Here is a 19,783-nt window from a genome sequence, read left to right on the forward strand (position 1 = left end):
TTGACCGCGCAGCGGTCACCTATCTTGAAGTTCCCGCAAAATCTCGCCAAACCCCGGCCGCTTCAGCACCTCAGCGTGACAGCAGCGCTCCTGCAAAACCTCCAGCTCCTCGCGCGCCACATCGCTCAACCCCGAGTCGATGCGCTCCAGCAATTCCCCCAGCAACACCCCAAACGCCCGCACCTCGATGCGTTGCAGCGCCCGGCTTTCTGGGCTGTCGCAGGTCGAGTGGAAAGACGCCGCGCCAAAATCCCCCAGCAGGCAATCACCGTCCTCGTTCCACAAGATGTTGTGGCCGTAGAGGTCGCCGTGGGTGATGCCGTGCTGGTGCAAATGCCTGGCCACCGAGGCGACGCCATGGGCGATGCGCAATGCGACGCCGGCGCTGAAGCGGGTGTCATCGGTGTAGACGTCCCGCGTGCACGACGCCAGGCTCGGCAGCGCGGCGAGGTTGCGGTAACTCGGATCGATCAGTTGCATGACCAGCCCGGCCTGCTGCTCGGGATGATCGACGATTCGGCCTTCGACGCGGATCAGGTTCGGGTGAAGGCCGGCGGTGATGCAGGCGTTCATTTCGTGCAGGGGTGAACCATCGCTGGTCATTTCACCCTTGTAGAGCTTGACCGCGACCTGCGTGGCCGGTTGCCCCGGTTGCGTCCAGGTGGCCCGATGAATCACCCCCGAAGCGCCTTCGCCCAACTGCTGCTCCAGGTGCAATTGCTCCCAGGGAATCCGCGGAGTGGCTTCCAGTGCGGCGGCATCCGCTTCGGTTTCCAGCGGATTACCGGCATACGCCAGCCACGTCAGGCTGGGCAGGGCCAGCAGCCATTCGGGCAGTTCCTTGAACTGATTGGCGGCGATGCGGATCAGCTCGAGTCGATGGCACTGGCTCAGGCTGCGAGGCAGGCGCTGCAAGCGGTTGCCGGCGAGCATGAGTTTTTGCAGGTTCGGGCGGTCGCCCAGTTCGCTGGGCAGCTCAGCGATGTGGTTGTCAGTCAGGATCAACCAGCGCAGCAACGGCGGCAGCGCCGCGGCGGGGACCGTTTCGATGGCATTGGACCGGAAGCCGATCATCGTCAGCGCGGCGCATTGGCCCAGGCACGCTGGCAGTTCGGTGAACAGATTGTCCGAACAGAACAGCACGCGTAAACGGGTCAGGCGATGCAGGTCATCCGGCAGGCTGCGCAAGGCGTTGCCGCTGAGGTTGAGCACTTCCAGCGAGTCCGCGAGGTCGAAAATTTCCCGCGGGAATTCTGTCAGGCCGCAGGCCAGGTCCAGGCGAGTGATACCAGTCAATTGGCCGGCGCGCAGTTGGGCGAGGGTATCCATGGGCGGGTTCGCTATTGATCAGGGGAAGGCGCGGAGGCCTGGAAATGGGCGACATGATAACGGTAAAGGTGGCTTGCCTGTCAGGTCGGTGCGCGCACTTCGAGCAACTGGCCCAAGCGGCTGCGCGTACGTGCCAGATCGATGGCATCGCCGCCCAGGCTTTCGCGCAACGATTGCTGGCCGAGCAGCGTCAGTTGTTTGTCCTGATCGTATAGAACGTCGATCAGGTTGATAAACCGCTGCTGTGCGGCAATCGAACAGTCGGCGAGGTTGGGCAGTTCGTCGATGATCCAGTGATCGAAGCGCCGGCACAGCTCCAGGTAATCCATGACGGCCGTGGGGTGTTCGCACAGATCGTCAAAGGTGAAGCCGATAGTCCGTTCTGCGCAGTGTTGCGCTTGAAGGTGCCGAGTGCCGACCGCCAGTTGCAAGGGTGGGCAGACGCGTTCGGGCAGGTTCAGCGCCTGACGTTGCGCCGTGCTGCCCGGCCAGACATACCGGCCTTGGGTAAACACCTGCTGCGCGTGGGTCCTGGCCTGACTGCGGTAGTCATGCGGGCCACCGACTTCCATCACTTGCATGCGCGCGTGGATCAGGTCGATGACCGGCTTGAAACGCGCGTGGTAGAGCGGGTTGGGCAGCAAACCTTCCGGCGGATAATTGGACGTCACCAGCAGCAGGATGCCGCGACGGAATAGCGCCTTGAACAGCCGCGTGATGAGCATCGCATCGCCGATGTCATGGACGTGAAACTCGTCGAAACACAGCACCCGGCAATCGCTCAGCAGGTCGTCGAGGGTGGCTGCCAGCGCATCGGGCTGATCGCGGTGGGTGAACATGCCCTGATGCAAGCGGGCAAAAAATTCGTGGAAGTGCAGTCGCTGCTTTTGCTCGACAGCAATCGCCTGGAAAAAGCCGTCGAGCAACCAGCTTTTGCCGCGTCCGACTGCGCCATGCAGGTAAAGACCGGGGAGCGTTTTCGTCGACGCGCCGAGCAGGGCCGTGGCGTGTTGCGCCATGCAGTCGATCACGCGTTGCTGGCTGTGACTGAGGGTGTAGCCCTGGGCATGGGCTTTCTGGCGGAAGTAATCGTGGACGGCTTTACCCGCGGCCATTCCGTTGGCAGGCGCGGCAAGTGCCTTGCCGAAAAGGCTGCGCAAGGAAAGAAAGCGTGGTGTCAGTCGCGAACGGTTGGGCGGTCGAGCAGCCATTGTCATGTCACCCCGAAGTCGTCAGCCGGCTCCCCGAGCAGCGGCGGCGTAGTGTAACCAGATGGGTAATTGCCCATCCAGTCATGTCGACGGGTGAAACGGATTCAACGGGATGTCAGAGTCGGCAGGGCTGTTGTGGCGAGGGAGCAAGCTCCCTCGCCACAGTGGTTTCGTTAGTTATCTAGCGTTCAATGCTGCGATTCCAGCGTGCGTTCCACGCCGGACGCTGTTCGTTGACCTGGTCCCAATCGATGGCAATCGCTGTTTCCAGGTACTGCTTCATCGCCTCGACCTGGCCGCGCGTCTTGTCGGTGGTCGGGGTGTTCGGGTTGGACGGGATCTGGTCGCCGTCTTCCAGTGCAGCGGCTTGCGCTTCAGGTGTCAGCAAGAACGCGGCGAGTTTTTGTGCCAGTTCCGGCTGGGTGTTGTTGGCGATGGCGCACTCCGCGACGTTGAGCACCACGGCGCCTTCCTTCGGTTGTGCGTATTCGACCGGCATGCCTTTGAGTTTCAGCGCAGTGACCTGAGTCGGGGTCAACGGGAACAGCGCGGCTTCGTCGGTCTGGAGCATTTCGGAAATTTTCGCCGAGCTCGGAATGTATTCCAGCACGTTGCGTCCGACGGTGTTTGGCCAGGCCTTGAAACCCGGCTCGACGTCGGTTTCGCTGCCGCCCTGAATGCGGTTGAACATCAGGAAACCGTGCAGGCCGAAGGTCGACGAGGCCATCGACTGGAACACCAGTTTGTCCTTGAAACGCGGGTCGGCCATGTCCATCCACGACGTCGGTGCGCTCCAGCCTTTCTCCTTGAACAACCGGGTGTTGTACGCCAGCCCGGTGACGCCGAGGCTGACTGCCACGGCCTGATCCTTGATCCGGCCCTTGGCGGGAATCTGCGCCAGGGTCGGGCTGTCCTCAAGCTTGTCGCACAGGCCCATGGCGATGGCGCGGTACATGATGCCGTCATCCAGGAACATCACGTGCAATTGCGGGTTGCCTTTGCTGGCCTGGACCTTGGCCAGGATGTCGGCAGAGGTACCGGGCACGATGACCACTTTGACGTTGTTGGCTTTTTCGAAAACCGGCAACACCTTGTCGGCGTACAGCCGCTCCATGGTCCCGCCGTTCATGCCCAGGTAAAGCGTCGGCTCGGCGTGAGCCTGGGTCACCGTGAACAGGGCGCTCAGGCATGAAAATCCGAGCAGTGCAGTGCGTTTGAACTGGTTCATTGGCGCGACCTTCCTCTATCAAGCTACGGAAACGGAGTGAAACCGGGTGATGGAAAACGCATCCAGCGACGTCGACGGGGCGCCGTTGCAGATGATCTCGGTGAGCGCCTGGCCCACCGCGGGCCCGATCTGGAAACCCGCGCCGGCAAAGCCGAACGCGTGCAACAGACCGGGTTGAGTGCTGCTGTGCCCGATCACCGGCTGGCGGTCGGGCAGATAACCTTCGGTGCCGCTCCAGGTGCGAATCGCCTGGGCGCCTTCAAGAAACGGATAGAGCTCGACGGCCTGGCGCAGGATTTCGATCACCGCCTGCTGACCGGGCCGTGCGCGGGCCGCGTCGAGGGCAAACCCCTGGCCACCGCCGAGCACGCAATTACCGCGGGCGACCTGACGGGCATAAATGCCACCGCCTTCGACGCCGGTGCTGGCGTTCATCACCAGCGGTAACGGTTCGGTGACCAGCATCGCCGGGTGCCCGGCGTGCATGGGCACCGCTTCGCCGAACTGTTCGGCGAGGCGGCCGGCCCAGGCGCCAGCGCAGTTCAGCAGCCACGGCGCGTGCAGTTCCAAGCCGTTTTGAGTGTTGACGCGAAAGCGCTGGCCGTCGTGCTCCACCGCAGTCACGGCGCACTGTTCATGCACCTGTGCGCCGTGGCGCCGCGCGGCGTGGGCGAAGGCGGGGGAAACCAATCGCGGGTTGGCGTGGCCATCGTCGGGGCAATATGAAGCACCGACGGCGACATCGCCGACCCAAGGGAAACGTGCGCGTAATTCAGTGCGATCCAGCACCTGCAAGTCGAGGCCGAAACCCTGGCTGCTGGCGGCGTAATCCTGCAAGGCGCGCAAGTCGTCGAGGCTGCGGGCGAGCTTCAAATGGCCGCTGCGTTGATATTCGCCGTCAATGCCAATCAACTGTGGCAGTTGTCCCCAGATCTCGTGCGCCCGTTGTGACAAGGGCAGTTGTGACAGCGGCCGACCCTGTCGTCGCACGCCGCCATAGTTCACGCCGCTGGAGTGTGAACCGCAAAAGTCCCGCTCCAGCAACGCCACGCGACGTCCGGCTTTGCTCAGAAACAGGGCGGCCGAGGCACCGACAATGCCGCCGCCGATGATGATGGCGTCGACTTCGATCACGATTCGACCTCCAGGCCAAACGGCAGCGGCTTGACTGGCGCCTGTGCACGTAGCCGACCGATCTGCGACACGCCACGCCGGCTCTCGCTGGCAATGATTTCTGCGGTGGCCGCGCCGCACATCCGCCCCTGGCAGCGGCCCATGCCGGCGCGGCAATGGGCTTTGACCCGGTTGATTTCCCAGTGGCCTTCGCGCACGACCTGACGGATGTCACCGGCGCGCACTTCTTCGCAGCGGCAGATCATCACGTCGTCAGCGGTTTCGGTGGCCCAGTGTTCGGGGAAAATGAAGGCCTGTTCCAAGCCTTTGCGAAAGGTGTTTATCCGGGTGAGCGATTGCTCCAGCTGGACGCAGCGCTGTGGCGCAATCAGGTGGCCGCTGTCTTCCAGCACGGCCAAGGCTGCGCGTTCTCCGGCCATTTCCGCGGCATCGGCGCCCATGATCCCGGCACCGTCACCGGCCAGGTACACCTCGGCGACACTGCTGCGTCCAGTGCTGTCACGTTGTGGCAGCCAGGCGCGGTTGAGCGGGTTCCAGGCAAATTCGCAGCCGAGCAAATCGGCGAGTTGGGTTTCGCTGCGCAAGCCATGGGCGAATGCGACGGCGTCACACACCAGTGGGTGTTCGCCCTTTGCGTCGGACCAGTTCAGCGATCGCACACGGTGTTCGCCATCGATGCCTCGCAAGGTGGCGCCCTGATGCACCGGGATGCCGTGAGCGGTCAGCCAGCTGCGGTAATAAATGCCCTTGGCCAGCGTCGCCGGTTGTGAGAGCAAGCCGGGCAGGGCGCGGACCTGGGCACTGAACGGCGAACTGTCGAGCACCGCGACCACCTTCGCACCGGCCTTGGCGTATTGGTATGCAACCAGGTAGAGCAATGGGCCGCTGCCGGCGAACACCACGCGTTCGCCGATGGCGCAGCCCTGGAATTTCAGGGCAATCTGCGCGGCGCCGAGGCTGTAGACGCCTGGCAGTGTCCAGCCTTGCACCGGCAGAATCCGGTCGGTGGCGCCTGTGGCGACAATCACGCGGGAGAACTCGATCCGTGCGGCGCGACCTTCATGCAGTGTGTCGAGCGCATCCGCTTCGGCGTTCCACACCAGGGTGTCGGGCCGATAGTCGAGCTGTTCGCGCAGGGTATCGAGGGTCTGATGCAGCGCCTTGGCCTTGCGCGCTTCGAAGCCATACAACTTGACCGCCGAACGCTTGAAGTTGGCCGGCTGACGCCGATAAATCTGCCCGCCACCGCGCGCGGCTTCATCCAGCAACACCGGGCGAACGCCATGCGCGACCAGCGTCTGCGCCGCCCGAATCCCGGCGGGGCCGGCACCAATGATGACTACCGGCTTCATACCCACCACCCATTAGATGACTGCTGCAAAACCCCTGTGGGAGCGAGCCTGCTCGCGATGGCGGTTGTACATTCAAAATGAATGTTGGCTGACACTCCGCTATCGCGAGCAGGCTCACTCCTACAGGGGATTCGGTTGCGGCAGATTGGCAAGGTGTTCATAACGAGCGCCCCGGTTCGCGGGTGATGTGGTGGTCGGTCTCAAGTAGCGTCGAGCACGCGCGTACGCGTCGGCCGTCGCCCAGGCGGACCCAGCAGTCCTGGCACGCGCCCATCAGGCAGAACCCGGCGCGGGGTTCGGCGCTGAAGTCGCTGCCGCGCAGGTGCTCGCTGCAGGTCAGCACCGCCGTCAGCACGGTGTCGCCGAGCAGGGCGCTGGCCGGTTGGCCGTCGAGGGTAAAGTTCACGGCCGGGCGGTCGCCCTCGGCCAGTCGTTTCAGCAAAGCCATGGCGCCCTCATTGTTTACCCACCAGCACCCGATCAAGGCCGTAGACCCGATCAAGCAGAATCATCGTCAGCGCAGTCAGCGCGATCACCAGGGCCGACACCGCCGCCATCATCGGATCGATGGATTCGGTGGCGTACACGTACATGCGCACTGGCAAGGTTTGCGTGGCCGGCGAGGTGACGAAAATCGACAGCGTGACCTCATCAAAGCTGTTGATGAACGCCAGCAACCAGCCCCCCGCAACGCCCGGCAGAATCATCGGCAAGGTGATTTCCCGGAACAGCGTGAAGCGCCCGGCACCGAGGGATTGCGCGGCATGTTCGGCGCTGCGGTCCAGGCCAATGGCCGACGCCAGCACCAGTCGCAGTACGTATGGCGTGATCACCAGCACGTGGGCGAAAATCAACCACGCAAAGCTGCCGTTGACCCCCATCAGCGCAAACAGACGCAGCAAGGCAACGCCCAATACCAGATGCGGAATGATGATCGGTGACAGGAACAGCCCGTTGAAAAAGTCCCGTCCCGGAAACTCGAAACGGGTGATTGCCAACGCCGCCGGCACCGCAATCAGGGTCGCCAGGCTGGCGGCGCAGAACGCCAGGATCAAACTGTTGTAGAACGCATCGACAAAGTCGGCGCGCTCGAACACCGCGCGAAACCAGCGCAGGGAAAACTCGGTGGTCGGCAGGCTCAGGGTGTTTTCCGGGGTGAACGCGACGAGGCAGACCACCACCAGCGGCGCGAGCATGAACAGCACCACCAGGGCATGAAACAGCAGGGCGAAAGGACCGTTCTTGGACATGACGAGTTATCCCAATGACTTCTTGTAGCGGCCTTCGATCATCCGGTTCCACGACAGCATGATCAGCAGGTTGAGCACCAACAGCGCCACGGCAATCGCCGCGCCCATCGGCCAGTTCAGCTCCGACAGGTACTGATCGTAGATCAGTGTCGCGACCATTTTCAGGCGACGCCCGCCGAGCAGGCCGGGGATGGCAAATGAGCTGGCGGCCAGGCCGAACACGATTAAGGTGCCGGAAAGAACGCCGGGCATGATCTGCGGCAGAACCACCTGGCGCATCACCGTGAAGTGACTGGCGCCGAGGGACATCGCGGCTTGTTCGGCGGCCGGGTCGAGTTTTTGCAGCGAGGTCCAGACCGGAATAATCATGAACGGCAACATCACGTGGACCAGCGCAATTACCACCGCAAACGGCGTGTACAACAGCTTCATCGGCGAACCGCCGAAAGCCTGCAGGGTTTGATTGACCAGGCCGTCGGCGCCGAGCAACAGGCTCCAGCCGAACGCCCGCACCACCACCGAAATCAGCAGCGGCGTGAGGATCAGGATCAGAAAGATCGAACGCCACGGCGCGCCCATGCGGCTGAGGATGTAGGCCTCGGGCACGCCGATCACCACACACAGCAGGGTGGTCAGGGCGCTGATCCACATCGTGCGCAGAAAGATTTCGTAGAAGTACGGGTCGCCCAGCAGGCTGCTGTAGTGACTGAGGGTGTAGGCGTCGCCCTTGATCCCCGAGCTGTAGTCGAAGACGTTGAACGACAACACCAGCGTCAGTAGTAGCGGAATGGCCAACAGGCTGATGTACAACGCCAGGGCCGGTGCCGACAACAAATAACCCTGGCGTCCCTGGCGAACGGCGGCCAACGCACTCATGCCGACACCTCGTCGACCGTCAGCACTCGCAGGAGTTTGGCATCCCAATCAAGGCCGACCGCCGTGCCTTCGTTCAGCGGCGTCGAACCGTCGTTGCGGCGCACCACGCTGATGTCGCCCAGGGCCGTTGAGACGCCGTACAACCATTGGCTGCCGAGGAAGAAGCGGCTGGCGATCTTGCCTTGCAAACGCCCGTGATCTTGTTCGCGCAGGTCGATTTTTTCCGGGCGCAGGCTCAGGGTCAGGTCGCCGCCACTGCGCACCTGTACCACGCCGGCGCTGTCACGCTCGCCGGGCAGCAGGTTGGCTTTGCCGACGAAACCGGAAATGAACTCGGTGCGCGGATGTTCGTAGAGGGTGTAAGGCGCGTCGATTTGCGTGATGCGTCCGGCCTGCATCACCACCACGCGGTCGCTGATGGACAGCGCTTCGGATTGGTCGTGGGTGACCATCAACGTGGTGATCCCGACTTCGCGCTGGATGCGGCGGATTTCGAACTGCATTTCTTCGCGCAGGTTGGCGTCGAGGTTGGACAGCGGTTCGTCGAGCAGCAGCACCGGCGGCTCGATCACCAAGGCCCGTGCCAGTGCCACACGCTGGCGCTGGCCACCGGAAAGCTCGCGGGGATAGCGCTCGGCGTGTTGATCCAGGCGCACCAGTTTCAGCACCCGGGCCACGCGCTGCTGCAACTCGGCGGCGGGCACTTTGCGCATCCGCAGGCCGAAGGCGACGTTGTCCTTGACGGTCATGTGCGGGAACAGCGCGTAACTCTGGAACACCACGCCCAGGCCACGGCTGGCGGGTTTGGCGTGGGTGATGTCGCGGCCGTCGAGCAGGATGCGACCGCTGGTGACTTCGACGAAGCCGGCGATCATTTGCAGGGTGGTGGTCTTGCCGCACCCGGACGGACCGAGCAGCGACACGAACTCGCCTTTTTCCACCGAGAGGTGGGTGGCCACGACGGCGTCGATCTCGCCGTAACGTTTGCCGAGTCCTTCAAGTTGCACAAAAGCCATGACTGCGCTCCACCTGAGATTGTTATGCGTCACCCGAAGGCGCGCTTTTTTGTATGGGCAGATACGAAAAGGTCTTGCTGGGTGCGTTGGCGCTCGACTGGAGTCGGCTGCCGCTGTTGTTCGAATCGCCCCTGTGGACGCAGATTAGGACGAAGACTAGGATGGGCTCAATGGCCTATTTCACTGAAGCGAAGACTATTTTCGATTTCATTCAGTGAGTAAATTTATTGTCGAGAAACCACATGTCAGATTCCACTGATCGGAATGAAAACAAAAATGAAGTCGGTGTCGGTGCGGTCTCCCGATTGTTTGCGGTGCTGCGCAGCCTCGGTGACTCCGTCGAGGGCGGGGAACGTGTGACGCAACTGGCGCAGCGCATCGGTTTGTCGCAACCGACCACGCACCGTTTGTTGCGCAGCCTGATGGACGAGGGCATGGTCGAGCAGGATGTGCGCAGCAAACGCTACCGCCTGAGCCTGGATTTTTTTGCCTTGGCGGCGCGTGCGGGCAATACCGGCAACCTGCGCGAACTGGTGCGACCGTCGCTGCTGCGGCTCTCGGCGTCGTTGGGGGATTCGTTGTTTTTACTGGCGCGCAGCGGTTTCGACGCGATTTGTCTGGACCGCAGTGAAGGGCCGTTTCCGATCCGCACGTTCACCGGCGATATCGGCGGGCGCGTGGCGCTGGGCGTGGGGCAGGGCAGCCTGGCGATTCTGGCTTTTCTGCCGGAGGAGGAGCGCGACACGGTGATCCATTACAACTTGCCGCGACTCAAGGATTTCCATCTGTACGACGAAGTGTTCCTGCGCTCGGAGGTCGAGAACGTGCGCGCGCTGGGGTATGCGGGGCGTAATACCGGGGTGCTGCAAGGCATGGCCGGGGTGGCGGTGCCGATTCTGGATCGAGAGGGGCGGGCGGTGGCGGCGTTGAGTGTGGCGACGGTGAGTGATCGGTTGGGTCCGGATCGATTGCCTACGGTGGTGGAAATGCTCAAGCGCGAAGCGGCGATGATCGGGCCGCGGATCAATCCGTTCGATCCGCTGCTGCGACGGCCTTCGCAGGTTTTTGGACAGGGCTGAACACCATCTCCAGATAACCGCTGACCCACCTGTGGGAGCGAGCCTGCTCGCGAAAGCGGAGTGTCAGTCGACATCAATGTTGGATGTGCTGGCCTCTTCGCGAGCAGGCTCGCTCCCACAGTTGATCGGTGGTGTGGTCAGAACTGCTCCGTCTGCCTGAGCATCTGCGCCGCCGGTGTGTCGCTCGGGCTGACCATCGCGTAGTTGTAGCCGCTGCCGGACCAGTATTCGGCCTGCAACTCGCCATCGCTGCGACTGCCCCGCGGCAGGAAAATGTTTTTCGGCCCTGGTGGGCGCACGTAGAAGCTGATCTTGTGCCCGCCCTGATCCTCGTAAACCACCATCGCCGCCGGCCCTTGCTCGGTGCTGAGCAAACGGCCGCTGACCGGTTTGAAGCCTGCATTCGACAGGTCCGGCAGGCGATTGGCACGGGTGAAATAACGATCGAGCCAGCCCTGCATGTCGCCATCGTCGCTGACTTTGTAGTCCGCTGGCAGGATGCCTTGCTGGGCGAACAGGCGATAAGCCTGCAGCGCATCGGTCATCGGCAGCGGGGGACTGGGCAGGGTCATCTGGCGCGCTTGCCAGCCGCTCAATCCTCCCACGCTGACGGCAATCAACAGCACGGCCGCGCTGGCCAGATGACGACGTGACTGGCGTTTGAGGCGCTGGCGAATCAGCGCCGGGTCGAGGTCCGGGTTGACGGTGTCGTGCAGGGCGCCGCTCATGGCTGCGCGCAGTTGTTGGGCGTCGTGTTGCCAGGCGCGCACTTGCGCCGCCATTGGCGGGTTGCTGGCCAGATACGTTTCCACCAGACGTCGGTCGGCGTCGTTGAGTTGGTGATCGACGTAGGCGTGCAGGTCACGCTCGCTCGGGGGCATGCTGATCATTTGAGTATCCGCAAAGAAGGGCTGGTGATTTCGCCGTCGCTGAGCTGGCGCAAGGCCTGGCGGGCGCGGGACAGACGAGACATCACGGTGCCGGTGGGGACGTCGAGAATCTCGGCGACCTCTTTATAACTCAACCCTTCCACCGACACCCAGAGCAGCAACGCGCGCTGTTCGGTGCTGAGTCGGTCGAAGGCTTGCAGCGTCGATTGAGCAATCACCGTGCGTTCAACCGAGGGCTGTGCGTCATCACGCCCGGTAAAGAATTCGAGCATCCGCGCATAGCGCCGGGAACGGCGGTGGGCATCCAGAAACTGCCGGTACAGTATCGAAAACAGCCAGGCGCGCAAGTCGCCTTCGGGGCGTTTGTCCGCCCAACTCGACAGCGCTCGCTCCAGGCTCGACTGCACCAGATCGTCGGCGCTGCTGGGATTGCGCGTCAGCGACACGGCGAAACGCCGGAGCCTGGGAATGATTTCTCTGAGTTGTTCGTCGATATCGTTCATGGGAAAGGGCGGGTTCTGAGTCAGTGAAGGGCGGCAGTGACAAGGAAGACGCCGTCTAACGCAGGTTATTCCCTCTGCCGTAAAAGAAAATCCCACCGCCTGTTTTTTGTAGGACCTTTCCTCTTTGGTTGTAATCCATGTAATGGCATCAAACGTCGTCGCTCAACCCTCGTAGCAAGCGCAAGCGGCATTGCGTCCAGCCACTCAATTGGCTCGGCGCAACCGTCCGGTCTTGAGCTTAAACATTGAGCCCGATGAGATTTTTGACATGCAAGAGCACGCAATCACCCTCAAACCTGCATTGGCCTATTCGTCGATGCCTGCGCCTGCGGTTGATCAGGACCTTTGGCAGACAATGGGTCGTGGGCCGACGGTCCAGCCCGCGTTCTCCTTGATTCATCACGCCATCGAAGCGCACGCCGTGACCCACCCTCAAGGTGTTGCGGCCCTTTGGCAAGGTGAATCCATCACCTACAACGAATTGAACAGGCAGGCCAATCGACTGGCTGCCGTGTTGATCAGCCAGGGCGTCAAGCCCGGTGATCACGTTGCCCTGTTCGTGGAACGCTCGATCCCCATGCTGGTGGGCATGTTGGCCGTATTGAAGGCGGGCGCGGCCTACATTCCCCAGCACGTGGGGATCACCCCCGCGACGCAATTGCGCCACATCATGGAGGTTGCCGCCACGCGTCTTGTGCTGACGCTGTCGAACCTCGAGTCGCAGATTCCCCTGACAGCGGCGCAGCACTGCATTTGCCTTGATGATTTCATGGCAGTGCCGACCACCTCATCGGACGAATTGAACGTGGCCGGTACGCCGTCAACGACCGCGGATCAACTGTGCTTCCTGTTGTTCACCTCCGGCACCACCGGGCAACCCAACGGGGTTCGGGTTACCCACCGCAATGTCTGCAATATTCTGCTGACGGAGCCGGGCAACCTCGGCATGAAGCCCGGGCTCAAGGTCGGGCAGATTCTGAACATCGCCTTCGATATGGCCGCGTGGGAGATTCTGGGTTGCCTGGCTCATGGCGCGACGTTGATGATCCGGGGCAAAGACATTGGCCAGACCGCCGAGCAATGCGACGTGCTGATCGCCACGCCGTCGATTCTCGGCACACTCGATCCCGCGCGTTGCCATCAGGCCAAGGTCGTGGCCGTTGCCGGCGAGCCGTGTCCCCAGCCACTGGCCGATCGCTGGTCGTCGTTTTGCATTTTTTACAATGCCTGCGGCCCGACCGAGACCACCATCGTCAACACCATGCAGCGGTATCAGGCCGGAAGGCCCCTGACCATCGGCAAACCCACGCCCAATAACACGGTGTACGTACTTGATGAAGAGGGTCGACCGTGTGCCATCGGGGTGCAAGGGGAGATGTGGGCAGGCGGGGATTGCGTAACAGCGGGTTACCTGGGGAATGCGGCACTCACCGCGGAACGTTATCGACCCGATCCGTTTCTTGGTCAGGACCGGATGATGTTTCGTACTCGCGACTTGGGGCGCTGGACGGAGGAGGGCGAGCTCGAACACTTGGGGCGCGTCGATGATCAGGTCAAGGTGCGGGGTTTTCGGGTTGAACTCGACAGTGTGTCGGCGGTGCTGGAGTCGTGCGACGCCTGCGAGCGAGCGGTTACGCTGAAACTCGATAGTCGTCATCTGGTGGCTTTCGTCAGTCCTGCGTCCACCGACATCGAAGCGGCGCGACGTCGCTGTGAGGCGCGCCTCGCCTACTATTGCGTCCCGTCGTTGATCATCGCTGTGGACCACATTCCCCTGACTTCACGGGGCAAAGTCGATAAGCGGCTGCTGCTGGCCCAGGCGCAACAGGCCAACCTTGATGTCAACGCTGTACCGAAGGTGAGCGCATGAGCGCCGCCAGCGGCTTACCCGCCAAGCGTGCGCTGTGGCGACGCCTTGGAACGCTGCCGTGGTTTTCCCATTACAACCGTCTTGTGGCACTGGTCCTGGTACTGAATGGTGCCGCGCTGGCGCACGGGTTGAACGCCGGGCAATGGTGGACATCCTCCGGTATTGAGCTGGAAACGCTGGCGGGACTGGTAGTGGCGAATCTGTCGATGGCGATTTTGATTCGCCAGCAATACGTTATCAATCTGCTGTTCTGGCTGGCCACCCGCGCCCCCACCCATTGGCCGCTGATGATTCGTCGCTCATTGGCCAAGGTCTATCACTTGGGGGGCCTGCACAGTGGCGGCGCCTTGGCCGCCATTGGTTGGTTCGTGGCATTGCTGGGCTCATCGGGTTGGCACTGGATTGACGGCAAAGGAGGCGTTTCGACCGCGCTGCTTTGGGTGAATGCAGGGCTGTTGGGGGTGTTGCTGCTGGTGGCGACCATGGCGCATCCCTGGGTTCGTTCCCGTTTTCACAACGGGTTCGAGCGCACTCACCGCTTCGGTGGCTGGACGGCACTCGCATTGTTTTGGGTCTCGACCCTGCTGTTTGCCCGTGATCAGAACCCGCAAGCGCCGCTGCAGGAAGTACTGGCCACCTCGGTGCCCTTCTGGATGCTGATGGTGCTGACGTTCAGCATTGCGTTGCCATGGTTGCGTTTGCGCAAAGTACCGGTGCAGTTACTCAGGACTTCATCCCACGCCGTCATTGCCCGGTTCGGGCATGTCACGCCGTTTGCCGGTTCGTCCAACGCCATCAGTCTCAACCCGCTGTTGGAATGGCATTCGTTTGCCAACATTCCCACGCCGGGGCAGGCCGGTTTTCGACTGATCATTTCCCGGGCCGGGGACTGGACCGGCGAATTCATCGAACAAATGCCGACTCACGTCTGGGTCAAAGGCATTACCACCGCCGGCGTGGCGCACATCGAAACCCTGTTCAAGTCAGTGGTGTATATCGCAACCGGTAGCGGTATCGGCCCGGTACTGCCTCATCTGCTTGCCAGGCAGGTGCCGATCCATCTGATCTGGTCGACCCGCAACCCACGAAAAACCTACGGTGACGAGTTGGTGGAGGAGATTCTCCAGGCCGAGCCCGATGCGTTGATCTGGGACACCGATGTGCTGGGCAAACCCGATCTGGTGCAACTGGCCTATGACGCGGTTCAAGCGACCGGTGCAGAGGCCGTGATCTGCATTTCCAACCAGACACTGACTCAGCGAGTGGTCGAGGAAATGGAAAGTCGCGGCATTCCGGCCTATGGCGCGATCTGGGATTCCTGACGTGAGCGCTGGCTATTAACCCTTCAACCATTTTTCAAAGAGGTCACCATGCACACATTGATCGAACGTCATGATCGCGTCGTCTTGATTCGTCTCAACCGCCCGCAAGCCCGGAACGCCCTGAGCGATGAGGTCATGCGCGAACTGCTGGACATCCTGCAACGGTTGGATCGGGATCCAGGCGTGGGGTGTTTCGTCCTGACCGGTACCGTGGATTATTTCGCGGCCGGTGCCGATATCAAGGAAATGAGCCAAAAGTCCCATCTGGACATGGTCCACGAGGATTATTTTGCCGGGTGGGACGCCTTTGCCACGTTACGGACCCCCACGCTGGCCGCGGTCGCCGGTTATGCGTTTGGCGGCGGCTGTGAGTTGGCCATGATGTGCGATTTGATTTTCGCTGCCGATACAGCGCGATTTGCTCAACCGGAAATCAAACTGGGCGTGATGCCCGGCATGGGCGCCACCCAGCGCCTCACGCACCTGATCGGCAAATCGAAAGCCATGGACATGATCCTGACCGGTCGCCCGATGTCTGCCCAGGAGGCCGAACGGGCAGGGCTGGTGTCGAGAGTGATTGCCGCCGCCGACCTGCTGGAGGAGTCCATGGCGGCGGCGCAGACCATCGCCGGTTTCGCCAAAACCGCCACGATGGCAGCGCGCGAAGCGGTTGATCGTGCGCTGGAGCACGGATTACGCGAAGGCCTGTTGTACGAGAGAAGGGCGTTCCATGGGTTGTTTGCAACCCCCGGGCAAAAAGAAGGCATGCAGGCTTTTCTCGATAAACGTGAGGCGTGTTTCAACCCCGTGTGATGGGGGGTTGAGCATTCGTCGCTCGCGGTGCGATGAAAGAAACTACAGTTCAGGGGGAATAATCCTACGTGACGTTCGTCTCATAGCTCCTTCCCCCTGTGGCCGATGGCCCTGGAGTCTTTCATGGTTGATCGCTCAACACCGCCAACCGGGCCCACCCGGCCACCGCTGAGTGGCGCAAGCCTGACGTTACGCCTGGCCGGCATTGCCGTGGTGGTCGCCGCGCTGGCCGGGGCCTTTGCCTACGTCAACGGCACCTTTGACCCACAACGACTAACGCCGAACAAACTGATCAATGTGCTGGAAACCAACAACGGCGTGCACCCGGGTTTCCGGCGCAATCACGCCAAGGGCGTGTGCGTGATCGGCCATTTCGAAAGCACGGCCCAAGCACGCACCTATTCCAGTGCCCAAGTGTTCAGCGAAGCCCAGACCCCGGTGGTTGGACGTTTTGCGTTGCCCGCGGGCAATCCTTACGCGCCGGACAGTGCCGTACCGATTCGTAGCATGGCGTTGCGCTTCACCCAGGCCAACGGCCAGCAGTGGCGTACCGGGATGAACAGCATGCCGGTGTTCCCCGTGGGCACGCCAGAAGCGTTCTATCAATTGCAGCAAGCCCAGTCGCCGCTTCCTGCCACCGGTAAACCTGACCCTGCGGCAGTTCCGGCATTTTTCGGTTCTCATCCGGAAACGGCGCCGTTCCTGGCCTGGATCAAAACCGCCAAGCCGTCGGCCAGTTATGCGACCGAGACGTACAACAGCGTCAACGCGTTCTACCTGGTGAATGCGGCCGGTCAACGCCAGGCGGTGCGTTGGAACATGGTGCCGGTGGCACAGGACGCGGCGGGAGCCACAGCGCCCGAGGGCAGTGATTTTCTGGAGAAGGATCTGGTTCAGCGCTTGTCGGCCGGACCGTTGCGTTGGCAGTTGATGATGACGCTGGCCAACGCGGGGGATCCGGTCAACGACGCCAGCAAGGCCTGGCCCGACGGTCGCAAAGTGCTGAACGCCGGCACCCTGGTCCTTGAACGCACCCAGCCGCAACTCAATGGAGAGTGCCGCGACATCAACTACGATCCGCTCGTATTACCCAACGGCATCGAAGGTTCCGACGACCCGTTGCTCGCGGCTCGTTCAGCCGGTTACGCCAGTTCCTACTTGCGCCGCACCAGTGAAGTCAGTCAGTTGCCCGCCGCTAAACAGGAGGCTCAACAATGAGCGCCCAACCGAACCATTTCGCGCCGTTGGCGCGGCTGCTGCATTGGCTGATGGCGCTGATGATCATTGCGATGCTGTTTATCGGCGCGGGGATGGTGGCCTCGGTGTCCGAGCGCCATGAGTGGCTGATCCATCTGCACAAGCCGTTGGGCATTGCGATTCTGCTGCTGGTGATCGTGCGTTTGTTCGTGCGTTTCTCCACGCAACAACCGCCGTTGCCGGCAGACTTGCCGAGCTGGCAGGCGCTGGCGGCCAAGGCCTCGCACGTCTTGCTGTACGCCTTGATGTTCGTCTTGCCGTTGCTCGGCTGGGCAATGATTTCGGCGGCGGGTGATCCGGTGATGCTCAGCAACTCGTTCCAGTTGCCATCGATCCTGCCGGCCAATGCGCAGGTGTTTGCGTTTTTGCGCAAGGCGCATGGGTATCTGGCGTATCTGCTGTTTTTGACCGTGCTGCTGCATTTGGCGGCAGCGTTGTTTCACGGTTGGGTGCGACGCGATGATGTGCTGGACAGCATGTTGCGGGGCAAGGATCGCGGCTGATCTGTTGTAGCCGCTGGCGCAGTCAGCGCCAACGGCTACATGAACCGAGTAATCAGCGCAAAGTATCGATCATGTCGGCGACGGTGGTCAGCACGTCTTTGCCCAATTGCTTGGAGCGCTTGCCGGACCAGCCTGTCAGCGCGTTCGGAGCATCGTCGTTGTCCTTGAACGGCATCTCCAGGGTCAATGACAGGCAGTCGAATTTCTGACCGACGCTGTTGCAGGCCAGGGTCATGTTGGCTTTCCCCGGCTCGTCGCGGGTGTAGCCGTGCTTGGTCTGGAAATCCTTGGTCAGGTGTTTCAGATGGCTGCGGAAATGCTCTTCGAGTTTTTCGATGCGCGGCGTAAAGCCCGGGTTGCCTTCGCAACCAGCGGTGAACACGTATGGGATTTCTTCATCGCCATGGATGTCGAGGAACAGGTCGACGCCATATTTTTCCATCTGCTGTTGCGCGAACAGCACTTCCGGGCTGATCTCCTGACTGGCGCTCTGCCAGGCACGGTTCAGGTCCTGGCCCATGGCGTTGGTGCGCAGGTGACCGTGGAAGGCGCCGTCCGGGTTCATGTTCGGTATCAGGTACAGGTCGGCGCTGGCCAGCAGTTTGTTCATCACCGGGTCGTCGTGTTTTTCCAGGCGCTCGATTACGCCTTCCATGAACCATTCGGCCATGTGTTCGCCAGGGTGTTGCTGCGCGATCATCCAGACCTTGCGTCGGCCTTCGGCACCGGTGCCTTTGCGCAGCAATTGAATGTCACGTCCTTCAACACTCTTGCCGGTGGCCAGTAGCTCGGTGCCGGCCTTGGTCAGTGCCTGCTCGATCAGCCAGTCATGACGACCACGGCTGTAAGGTTCGAAATAGGCGAACCAGGCGTGGGTGGCGGTAGCTTCGAGGCTGAAGCGCAGGCAGTCGCCTTCGAAAATGGTCGGTACGCGGAACCAGTTGACGTGGTCGTACGACGCAACAGCCTGGTAACCATCCCAGGCTTTGTTGTACGAGGACTTGCTGGCGTTGTTCAGACGGAACCAATGCTCCTGACCCACGTGCAGACCGCTGGCCTTGAAGTGGAACCATTGAAAGTGTGGGCTGCGAGTGTCGGGCTTGATGGCCAGCAGCGCTTGAAGCGGGTTGCTGATGTCCAGCACTTCAATGTTGCCGCTGTCGAAGTTTGCACTGATGTCGAAGGAAGATTTGGCCACGGTCATAGTCGGTTCCTGAATATGATTTTATGGCGGCTACTTTACACGCAAGGCAGGGGGGAAACCGAGGGAAATTGCGGGGTGCAGAGGGGGCGTCCTCCATGACGCCGACGCAGCTTAGTGACTGTGCGATTGATTCTCAAGTGCTATTTTTACATTCGTTTGGCCCAATGATGCCGGGCTTCTCTTGCCAATCGATATTCTTTTGATATTATCCGCGCCATCGAATTTGCAGCACCCAAAGACTTCATTAGCCTGAAGGTAAAAGCCAGAATAACTGGCAAAAAAAAACCCGGCAAAAAGCCGGGTTAAAAACCGTGATTAGCCTGATGAGGAGATAGTCCAGGAGACCGACCTAAGGTCACTTGGACAATCGACTGATCTCGCGACCAGCTGCATGCAATAATAATCATTCTCGTTTGCAAGTCAAATGATTTTATCTGTTCGATAGGAAAACTCTTTCCTGTCCTCCCAAAACGCTCGCCCGTTTCATGCGTTCCGATGCTCTTGCAAAGACCGATCGATCATCGCCTTGGCCATGTCGATCATGTGCACCGTCGAATAGGCCAGGTCGCGGCTCGGACCGTTCAGGTTGCTGGCCGATTCATGTGCAGTCGCCGCGGCGCATCGCAACAAATCCGAGGCATGAACCAGCGCTTCTTCTGCGCTGATACCCGGGTTCACATCGAAGAACCGCTCCGTTGCAGCGGGTTCGGACACAGTTGGTTTCAAGTAATAATCCAGCGCTCGCTGTGCGGCGGCATTGCCTTTGGGCGAGGTCAGCGTGGTATCGATTTGCATATCTGGCAGGTCATTGCTGGGTAACGTCATGACGATGGCAAGCTCCGTGATAGATTCAGATCCGTGAATCCATCCTAGTACGAACTGTATTTGTGACTGGAATTTAAATACTACAAGTTGTGTTTTGTTGGTCGGAGTACCCCACGTATCG

General features: G+C 61.3%; 19 protein-coding genes. 6 read left to right on the plus strand and 13 right to left on the minus strand.

The genetic code is table 11. The annotated features are described in order from the left end of the window. Positions 1-15 precede the first annotated feature (15 nt). The 9 genes from AC07N8_RS20840 to AC07N8_RS20880 all read right to left on the minus strand — a co-directional run bounded on the left by AC07N8_RS20840 (position 16) and on the right by AC07N8_RS20880 (position 9,396). The gene (locus AC07N8_RS20840) at positions 16-1,329 is read right to left on the minus strand and encodes a leucine-rich repeat-containing protein kinase family protein (RefSeq protein ID WP_493145320.1); all 1,314 of its coding nucleotides are present in this window, start codon (positions 1,327-1,329) and stop codon (positions 16-18) included. Between the two features lie 80 nt (positions 1,330-1,409). Beyond that, on the minus strand, positions 1,410-2,540 hold the full coding sequence (gene zapE / locus AC07N8_RS20845) for a cell division protein ZapE (protein ID WP_493145322.1): 1,131 nt from the start codon (positions 2,538-2,540) through the stop codon (positions 1,410-1,412). Positions 2,541-2,721: 181 nt separating this feature from the next. After that, the gene (locus AC07N8_RS20850; RefSeq protein WP_483842709.1) at positions 2,722-3,768 is read right to left on the minus strand and encodes an ABC transporter substrate-binding protein; all 1,047 of its coding nucleotides are present in this window, start codon (positions 3,766-3,768) and stop codon (positions 2,722-2,724) included. Positions 3,769-3,786: 18 nt separating this feature from the next. Continuing rightward, on the minus strand, positions 3,787-4,902 hold the full coding sequence (locus tag AC07N8_RS20855) for an NAD(P)/FAD-dependent oxidoreductase (RefSeq protein WP_483842710.1): 1,116 nt from the start codon (positions 4,900-4,902) through the stop codon (positions 3,787-3,789). Next, complete coding sequence (locus AC07N8_RS20860) at positions 4,899-6,254, minus strand: FAD/NAD(P)-dependent oxidoreductase (RefSeq protein WP_493145324.1); 1,356 nt, start codon at positions 6,252-6,254, stop codon at positions 4,899-4,901. The genes AC07N8_RS20855 and AC07N8_RS20860 overlap by 4 nt, the downstream gene beginning before the upstream one ends. A gap of 157 nt (positions 6,255-6,411) precedes the next feature. Next, complete coding sequence (locus AC07N8_RS20865; protein ID WP_027925044.1) at positions 6,412-6,702, minus strand: (2Fe-2S)-binding protein; 291 nt, start codon at positions 6,700-6,702, stop codon at positions 6,412-6,414. A 7-nt stretch (positions 6,703-6,709) separates the two neighbouring features. Then, complete coding sequence (locus tag AC07N8_RS20870; protein ID WP_027925045.1) at positions 6,710-7,504, minus strand: ABC transporter permease; 795 nt, start codon at positions 7,502-7,504, stop codon at positions 6,710-6,712. Positions 7,505-7,510: 6 nt separating this feature from the next. Further along, complete coding sequence (locus AC07N8_RS20875; protein WP_493145327.1) at positions 7,511-8,380, minus strand: ABC transporter permease; 870 nt, start codon at positions 8,378-8,380, stop codon at positions 7,511-7,513. Continuing rightward, entirely contained in the window at positions 8,377-9,396 is a 1,020-nt protein-coding gene (locus AC07N8_RS20880) for an ABC transporter ATP-binding protein (RefSeq protein WP_493145329.1), read from the minus strand. The genes AC07N8_RS20875 and AC07N8_RS20880 overlap by 4 nt, the downstream gene beginning before the upstream one ends. Positions 9,397-9,638: 242 nt before the next feature. On the opposite strand from AC07N8_RS20880, the gene AC07N8_RS20885 reads away from it, so the two are divergent. Then, on the plus strand, positions 9,639-10,475 hold the full coding sequence (locus AC07N8_RS20885; protein ID WP_493145330.1) for an IclR family transcriptional regulator: 837 nt from the start codon (positions 9,639-9,641) through the stop codon (positions 10,473-10,475). 137 nt (positions 10,476-10,612) lie between these two features. Here the strand turns inward: AC07N8_RS20885 and AC07N8_RS20890 are convergent, their stop codons facing one another. Further along, positions 10,613-11,365, minus strand: coding sequence for an anti-sigma factor family protein (locus tag AC07N8_RS20890; protein WP_483842715.1), 753 nt, complete (start codon positions 11,363-11,365; stop codon positions 10,613-10,615). Continuing rightward, on the minus strand, positions 11,362-11,868 hold the full coding sequence (locus tag AC07N8_RS20895) for an RNA polymerase sigma factor (protein WP_123432303.1): 507 nt from the start codon (positions 11,866-11,868) through the stop codon (positions 11,362-11,364). The genes AC07N8_RS20890 and AC07N8_RS20895 overlap by 4 nt, the downstream gene beginning before the upstream one ends. A gap of 268 nt (positions 11,869-12,136) precedes the next feature. Between AC07N8_RS20895 and AC07N8_RS20900 the strand changes: the two genes are divergently transcribed. The 5 genes from AC07N8_RS20900 to AC07N8_RS20920 all read left to right on the plus strand — a co-directional run bounded on the left by AC07N8_RS20900 (position 12,137) and on the right by AC07N8_RS20920 (position 17,633). Continuing rightward, positions 12,137-13,738 carry an amino acid adenylation domain-containing protein gene (locus AC07N8_RS20900; protein WP_493145333.1) on the plus strand — a complete coding sequence of 534 codons (1,602 nt, stop codon included), beginning with the start codon at positions 12,137-12,139 and terminating at the stop codon, positions 13,736-13,738. Next, positions 13,735-15,060, plus strand: a complete 1,326-nt coding sequence (locus AC07N8_RS20905; RefSeq protein WP_483842717.1) for a ferredoxin reductase domain-containing protein — start codon at positions 13,735-13,737, stop codon at positions 15,058-15,060. The genes AC07N8_RS20900 and AC07N8_RS20905 overlap by 4 nt, the downstream gene beginning before the upstream one ends. Before the next feature lie 48 nt (positions 15,061-15,108). After that, a complete protein-coding gene (locus AC07N8_RS20910; RefSeq protein WP_493145337.1) occupies positions 15,109-15,873 on the plus strand; it encodes an enoyl-CoA hydratase-related protein in 765 nt (254 codons plus the stop codon). A 123-nt stretch (positions 15,874-15,996) separates the two neighbouring features. Further along, on the plus strand, positions 15,997-17,091 hold the full coding sequence (locus tag AC07N8_RS20915; protein ID WP_493145338.1) for a catalase family peroxidase: 1,095 nt from the start codon (positions 15,997-15,999) through the stop codon (positions 17,089-17,091). Continuing rightward, complete coding sequence (locus tag AC07N8_RS20920; RefSeq protein ID WP_123432298.1) at positions 17,088-17,633, plus strand: cytochrome b; 546 nt, start codon at positions 17,088-17,090, stop codon at positions 17,631-17,633. Before AC07N8_RS20915 ends, AC07N8_RS20920 begins: the two co-directional genes overlap by 4 nt. Positions 17,634-17,685: 52 nt before the next feature. Here the strand turns inward: AC07N8_RS20920 and AC07N8_RS20925 are convergent, their stop codons facing one another. Further along, the gene (locus AC07N8_RS20925) at positions 17,686-18,837 is read right to left on the minus strand and encodes a M14 family metallopeptidase (protein WP_493145345.1); all 1,152 of its coding nucleotides are present in this window, start codon (positions 18,835-18,837) and stop codon (positions 17,686-17,688) included. Between the two features lie 483 nt (positions 18,838-19,320). Continuing rightward, complete coding sequence (locus tag AC07N8_RS20930) at positions 19,321-19,662, minus strand: DUF6124 family protein (protein ID WP_483842721.1); 342 nt, start codon at positions 19,660-19,662, stop codon at positions 19,321-19,323. Between the last annotated feature and the right edge of the window lie 121 nt (positions 19,663-19,783).

The organism is Pseudomonas sp. GW821-FHT10C09 (assembly GCF_059415465.1).

Excerpts from the sequence above, each read along its gene's own strand:
- AC07N8_RS20895 (WP_123432303.1), bottom strand. The coding sequence starts at position 11,868 with ATGAACGATATCGACGAACAACTCAGAGAAATCATTCCCAGGCTCCGG.
- AC07N8_RS20925 (WP_493145345.1), bottom strand. The coding sequence starts at position 18,837 with ATGACCGTGGCCAAATCTTCCTTCGACATCAGTGCAAACTTCGACAGC.
- AC07N8_RS20890 (WP_483842715.1), bottom strand. The coding sequence starts at position 11,365 with ATGATCAGCATGCCCCCGAGCGAGCGTGACCTGCACGCCTACGTCGAT.
- AC07N8_RS20860 (WP_493145324.1), bottom strand. The coding sequence starts at position 6,254 with ATGAAGCCGGTAGTCATCATTGGTGCCGGCCCCGCCGGGATTCGGGCG.
- AC07N8_RS20850 (WP_483842709.1), bottom strand. The coding sequence starts at position 3,768 with ATGAACCAGTTCAAACGCACTGCACTGCTCGGATTTTCATGCCTGAGC.
- AC07N8_RS20840 (WP_493145320.1), bottom strand. The coding sequence starts at position 1,329 with ATGGATACCCTCGCCCAACTGCGCGCCGGCCAATTGACTGGTATCACT.
- AC07N8_RS20870 (WP_027925045.1), bottom strand. The coding sequence starts at position 7,504 with ATGTCCAAGAACGGTCCTTTCGCCCTGCTGTTTCATGCCCTGGTGGTG.
- AC07N8_RS20910 (WP_493145337.1), top strand. The coding sequence starts at position 15,109 with ATGCACACATTGATCGAACGTCATGATCGCGTCGTCTTGATTCGTCTC.
- AC07N8_RS20875 (WP_493145327.1), bottom strand. The coding sequence starts at position 8,380 with ATGAGTGCGTTGGCCGCCGTTCGCCAGGGACGCCAGGGTTATTTGTTG.
- AC07N8_RS20885 (WP_493145330.1), top strand. The coding sequence starts at position 9,639 with ATGTCAGATTCCACTGATCGGAATGAAAACAAAAATGAAGTCGGTGTC.
- AC07N8_RS20880 (WP_493145329.1), bottom strand. The coding sequence starts at position 9,396 with ATGGCTTTTGTGCAACTTGAAGGACTCGGCAAACGTTACGGCGAGATC.
- AC07N8_RS20900 (WP_493145333.1), top strand. The coding sequence starts at position 12,137 with ATGCAAGAGCACGCAATCACCCTCAAACCTGCATTGGCCTATTCGTCG.
- AC07N8_RS20905 (WP_483842717.1), top strand. The coding sequence starts at position 13,735 with ATGAGCGCCGCCAGCGGCTTACCCGCCAAGCGTGCGCTGTGGCGACGC.
- zapE (WP_493145322.1), bottom strand. The coding sequence starts at position 2,540 with ATGGCTGCTCGACCGCCCAACCGTTCGCGACTGACACCACGCTTTCTT.
- AC07N8_RS20920 (WP_123432298.1), top strand. The coding sequence starts at position 17,088 with ATGAGCGCCCAACCGAACCATTTCGCGCCGTTGGCGCGGCTGCTGCAT.
- AC07N8_RS20865 (WP_027925044.1), bottom strand. The coding sequence starts at position 6,702 with ATGGCTTTGCTGAAACGACTGGCCGAGGGCGACCGCCCGGCCGTGAAC.
- AC07N8_RS20930 (WP_483842721.1), bottom strand. The coding sequence starts at position 19,662 with ATGACGTTACCCAGCAATGACCTGCCAGATATGCAAATCGATACCACG.
- AC07N8_RS20915 (WP_493145338.1), top strand. The coding sequence starts at position 15,997 with ATGGTTGATCGCTCAACACCGCCAACCGGGCCCACCCGGCCACCGCTG.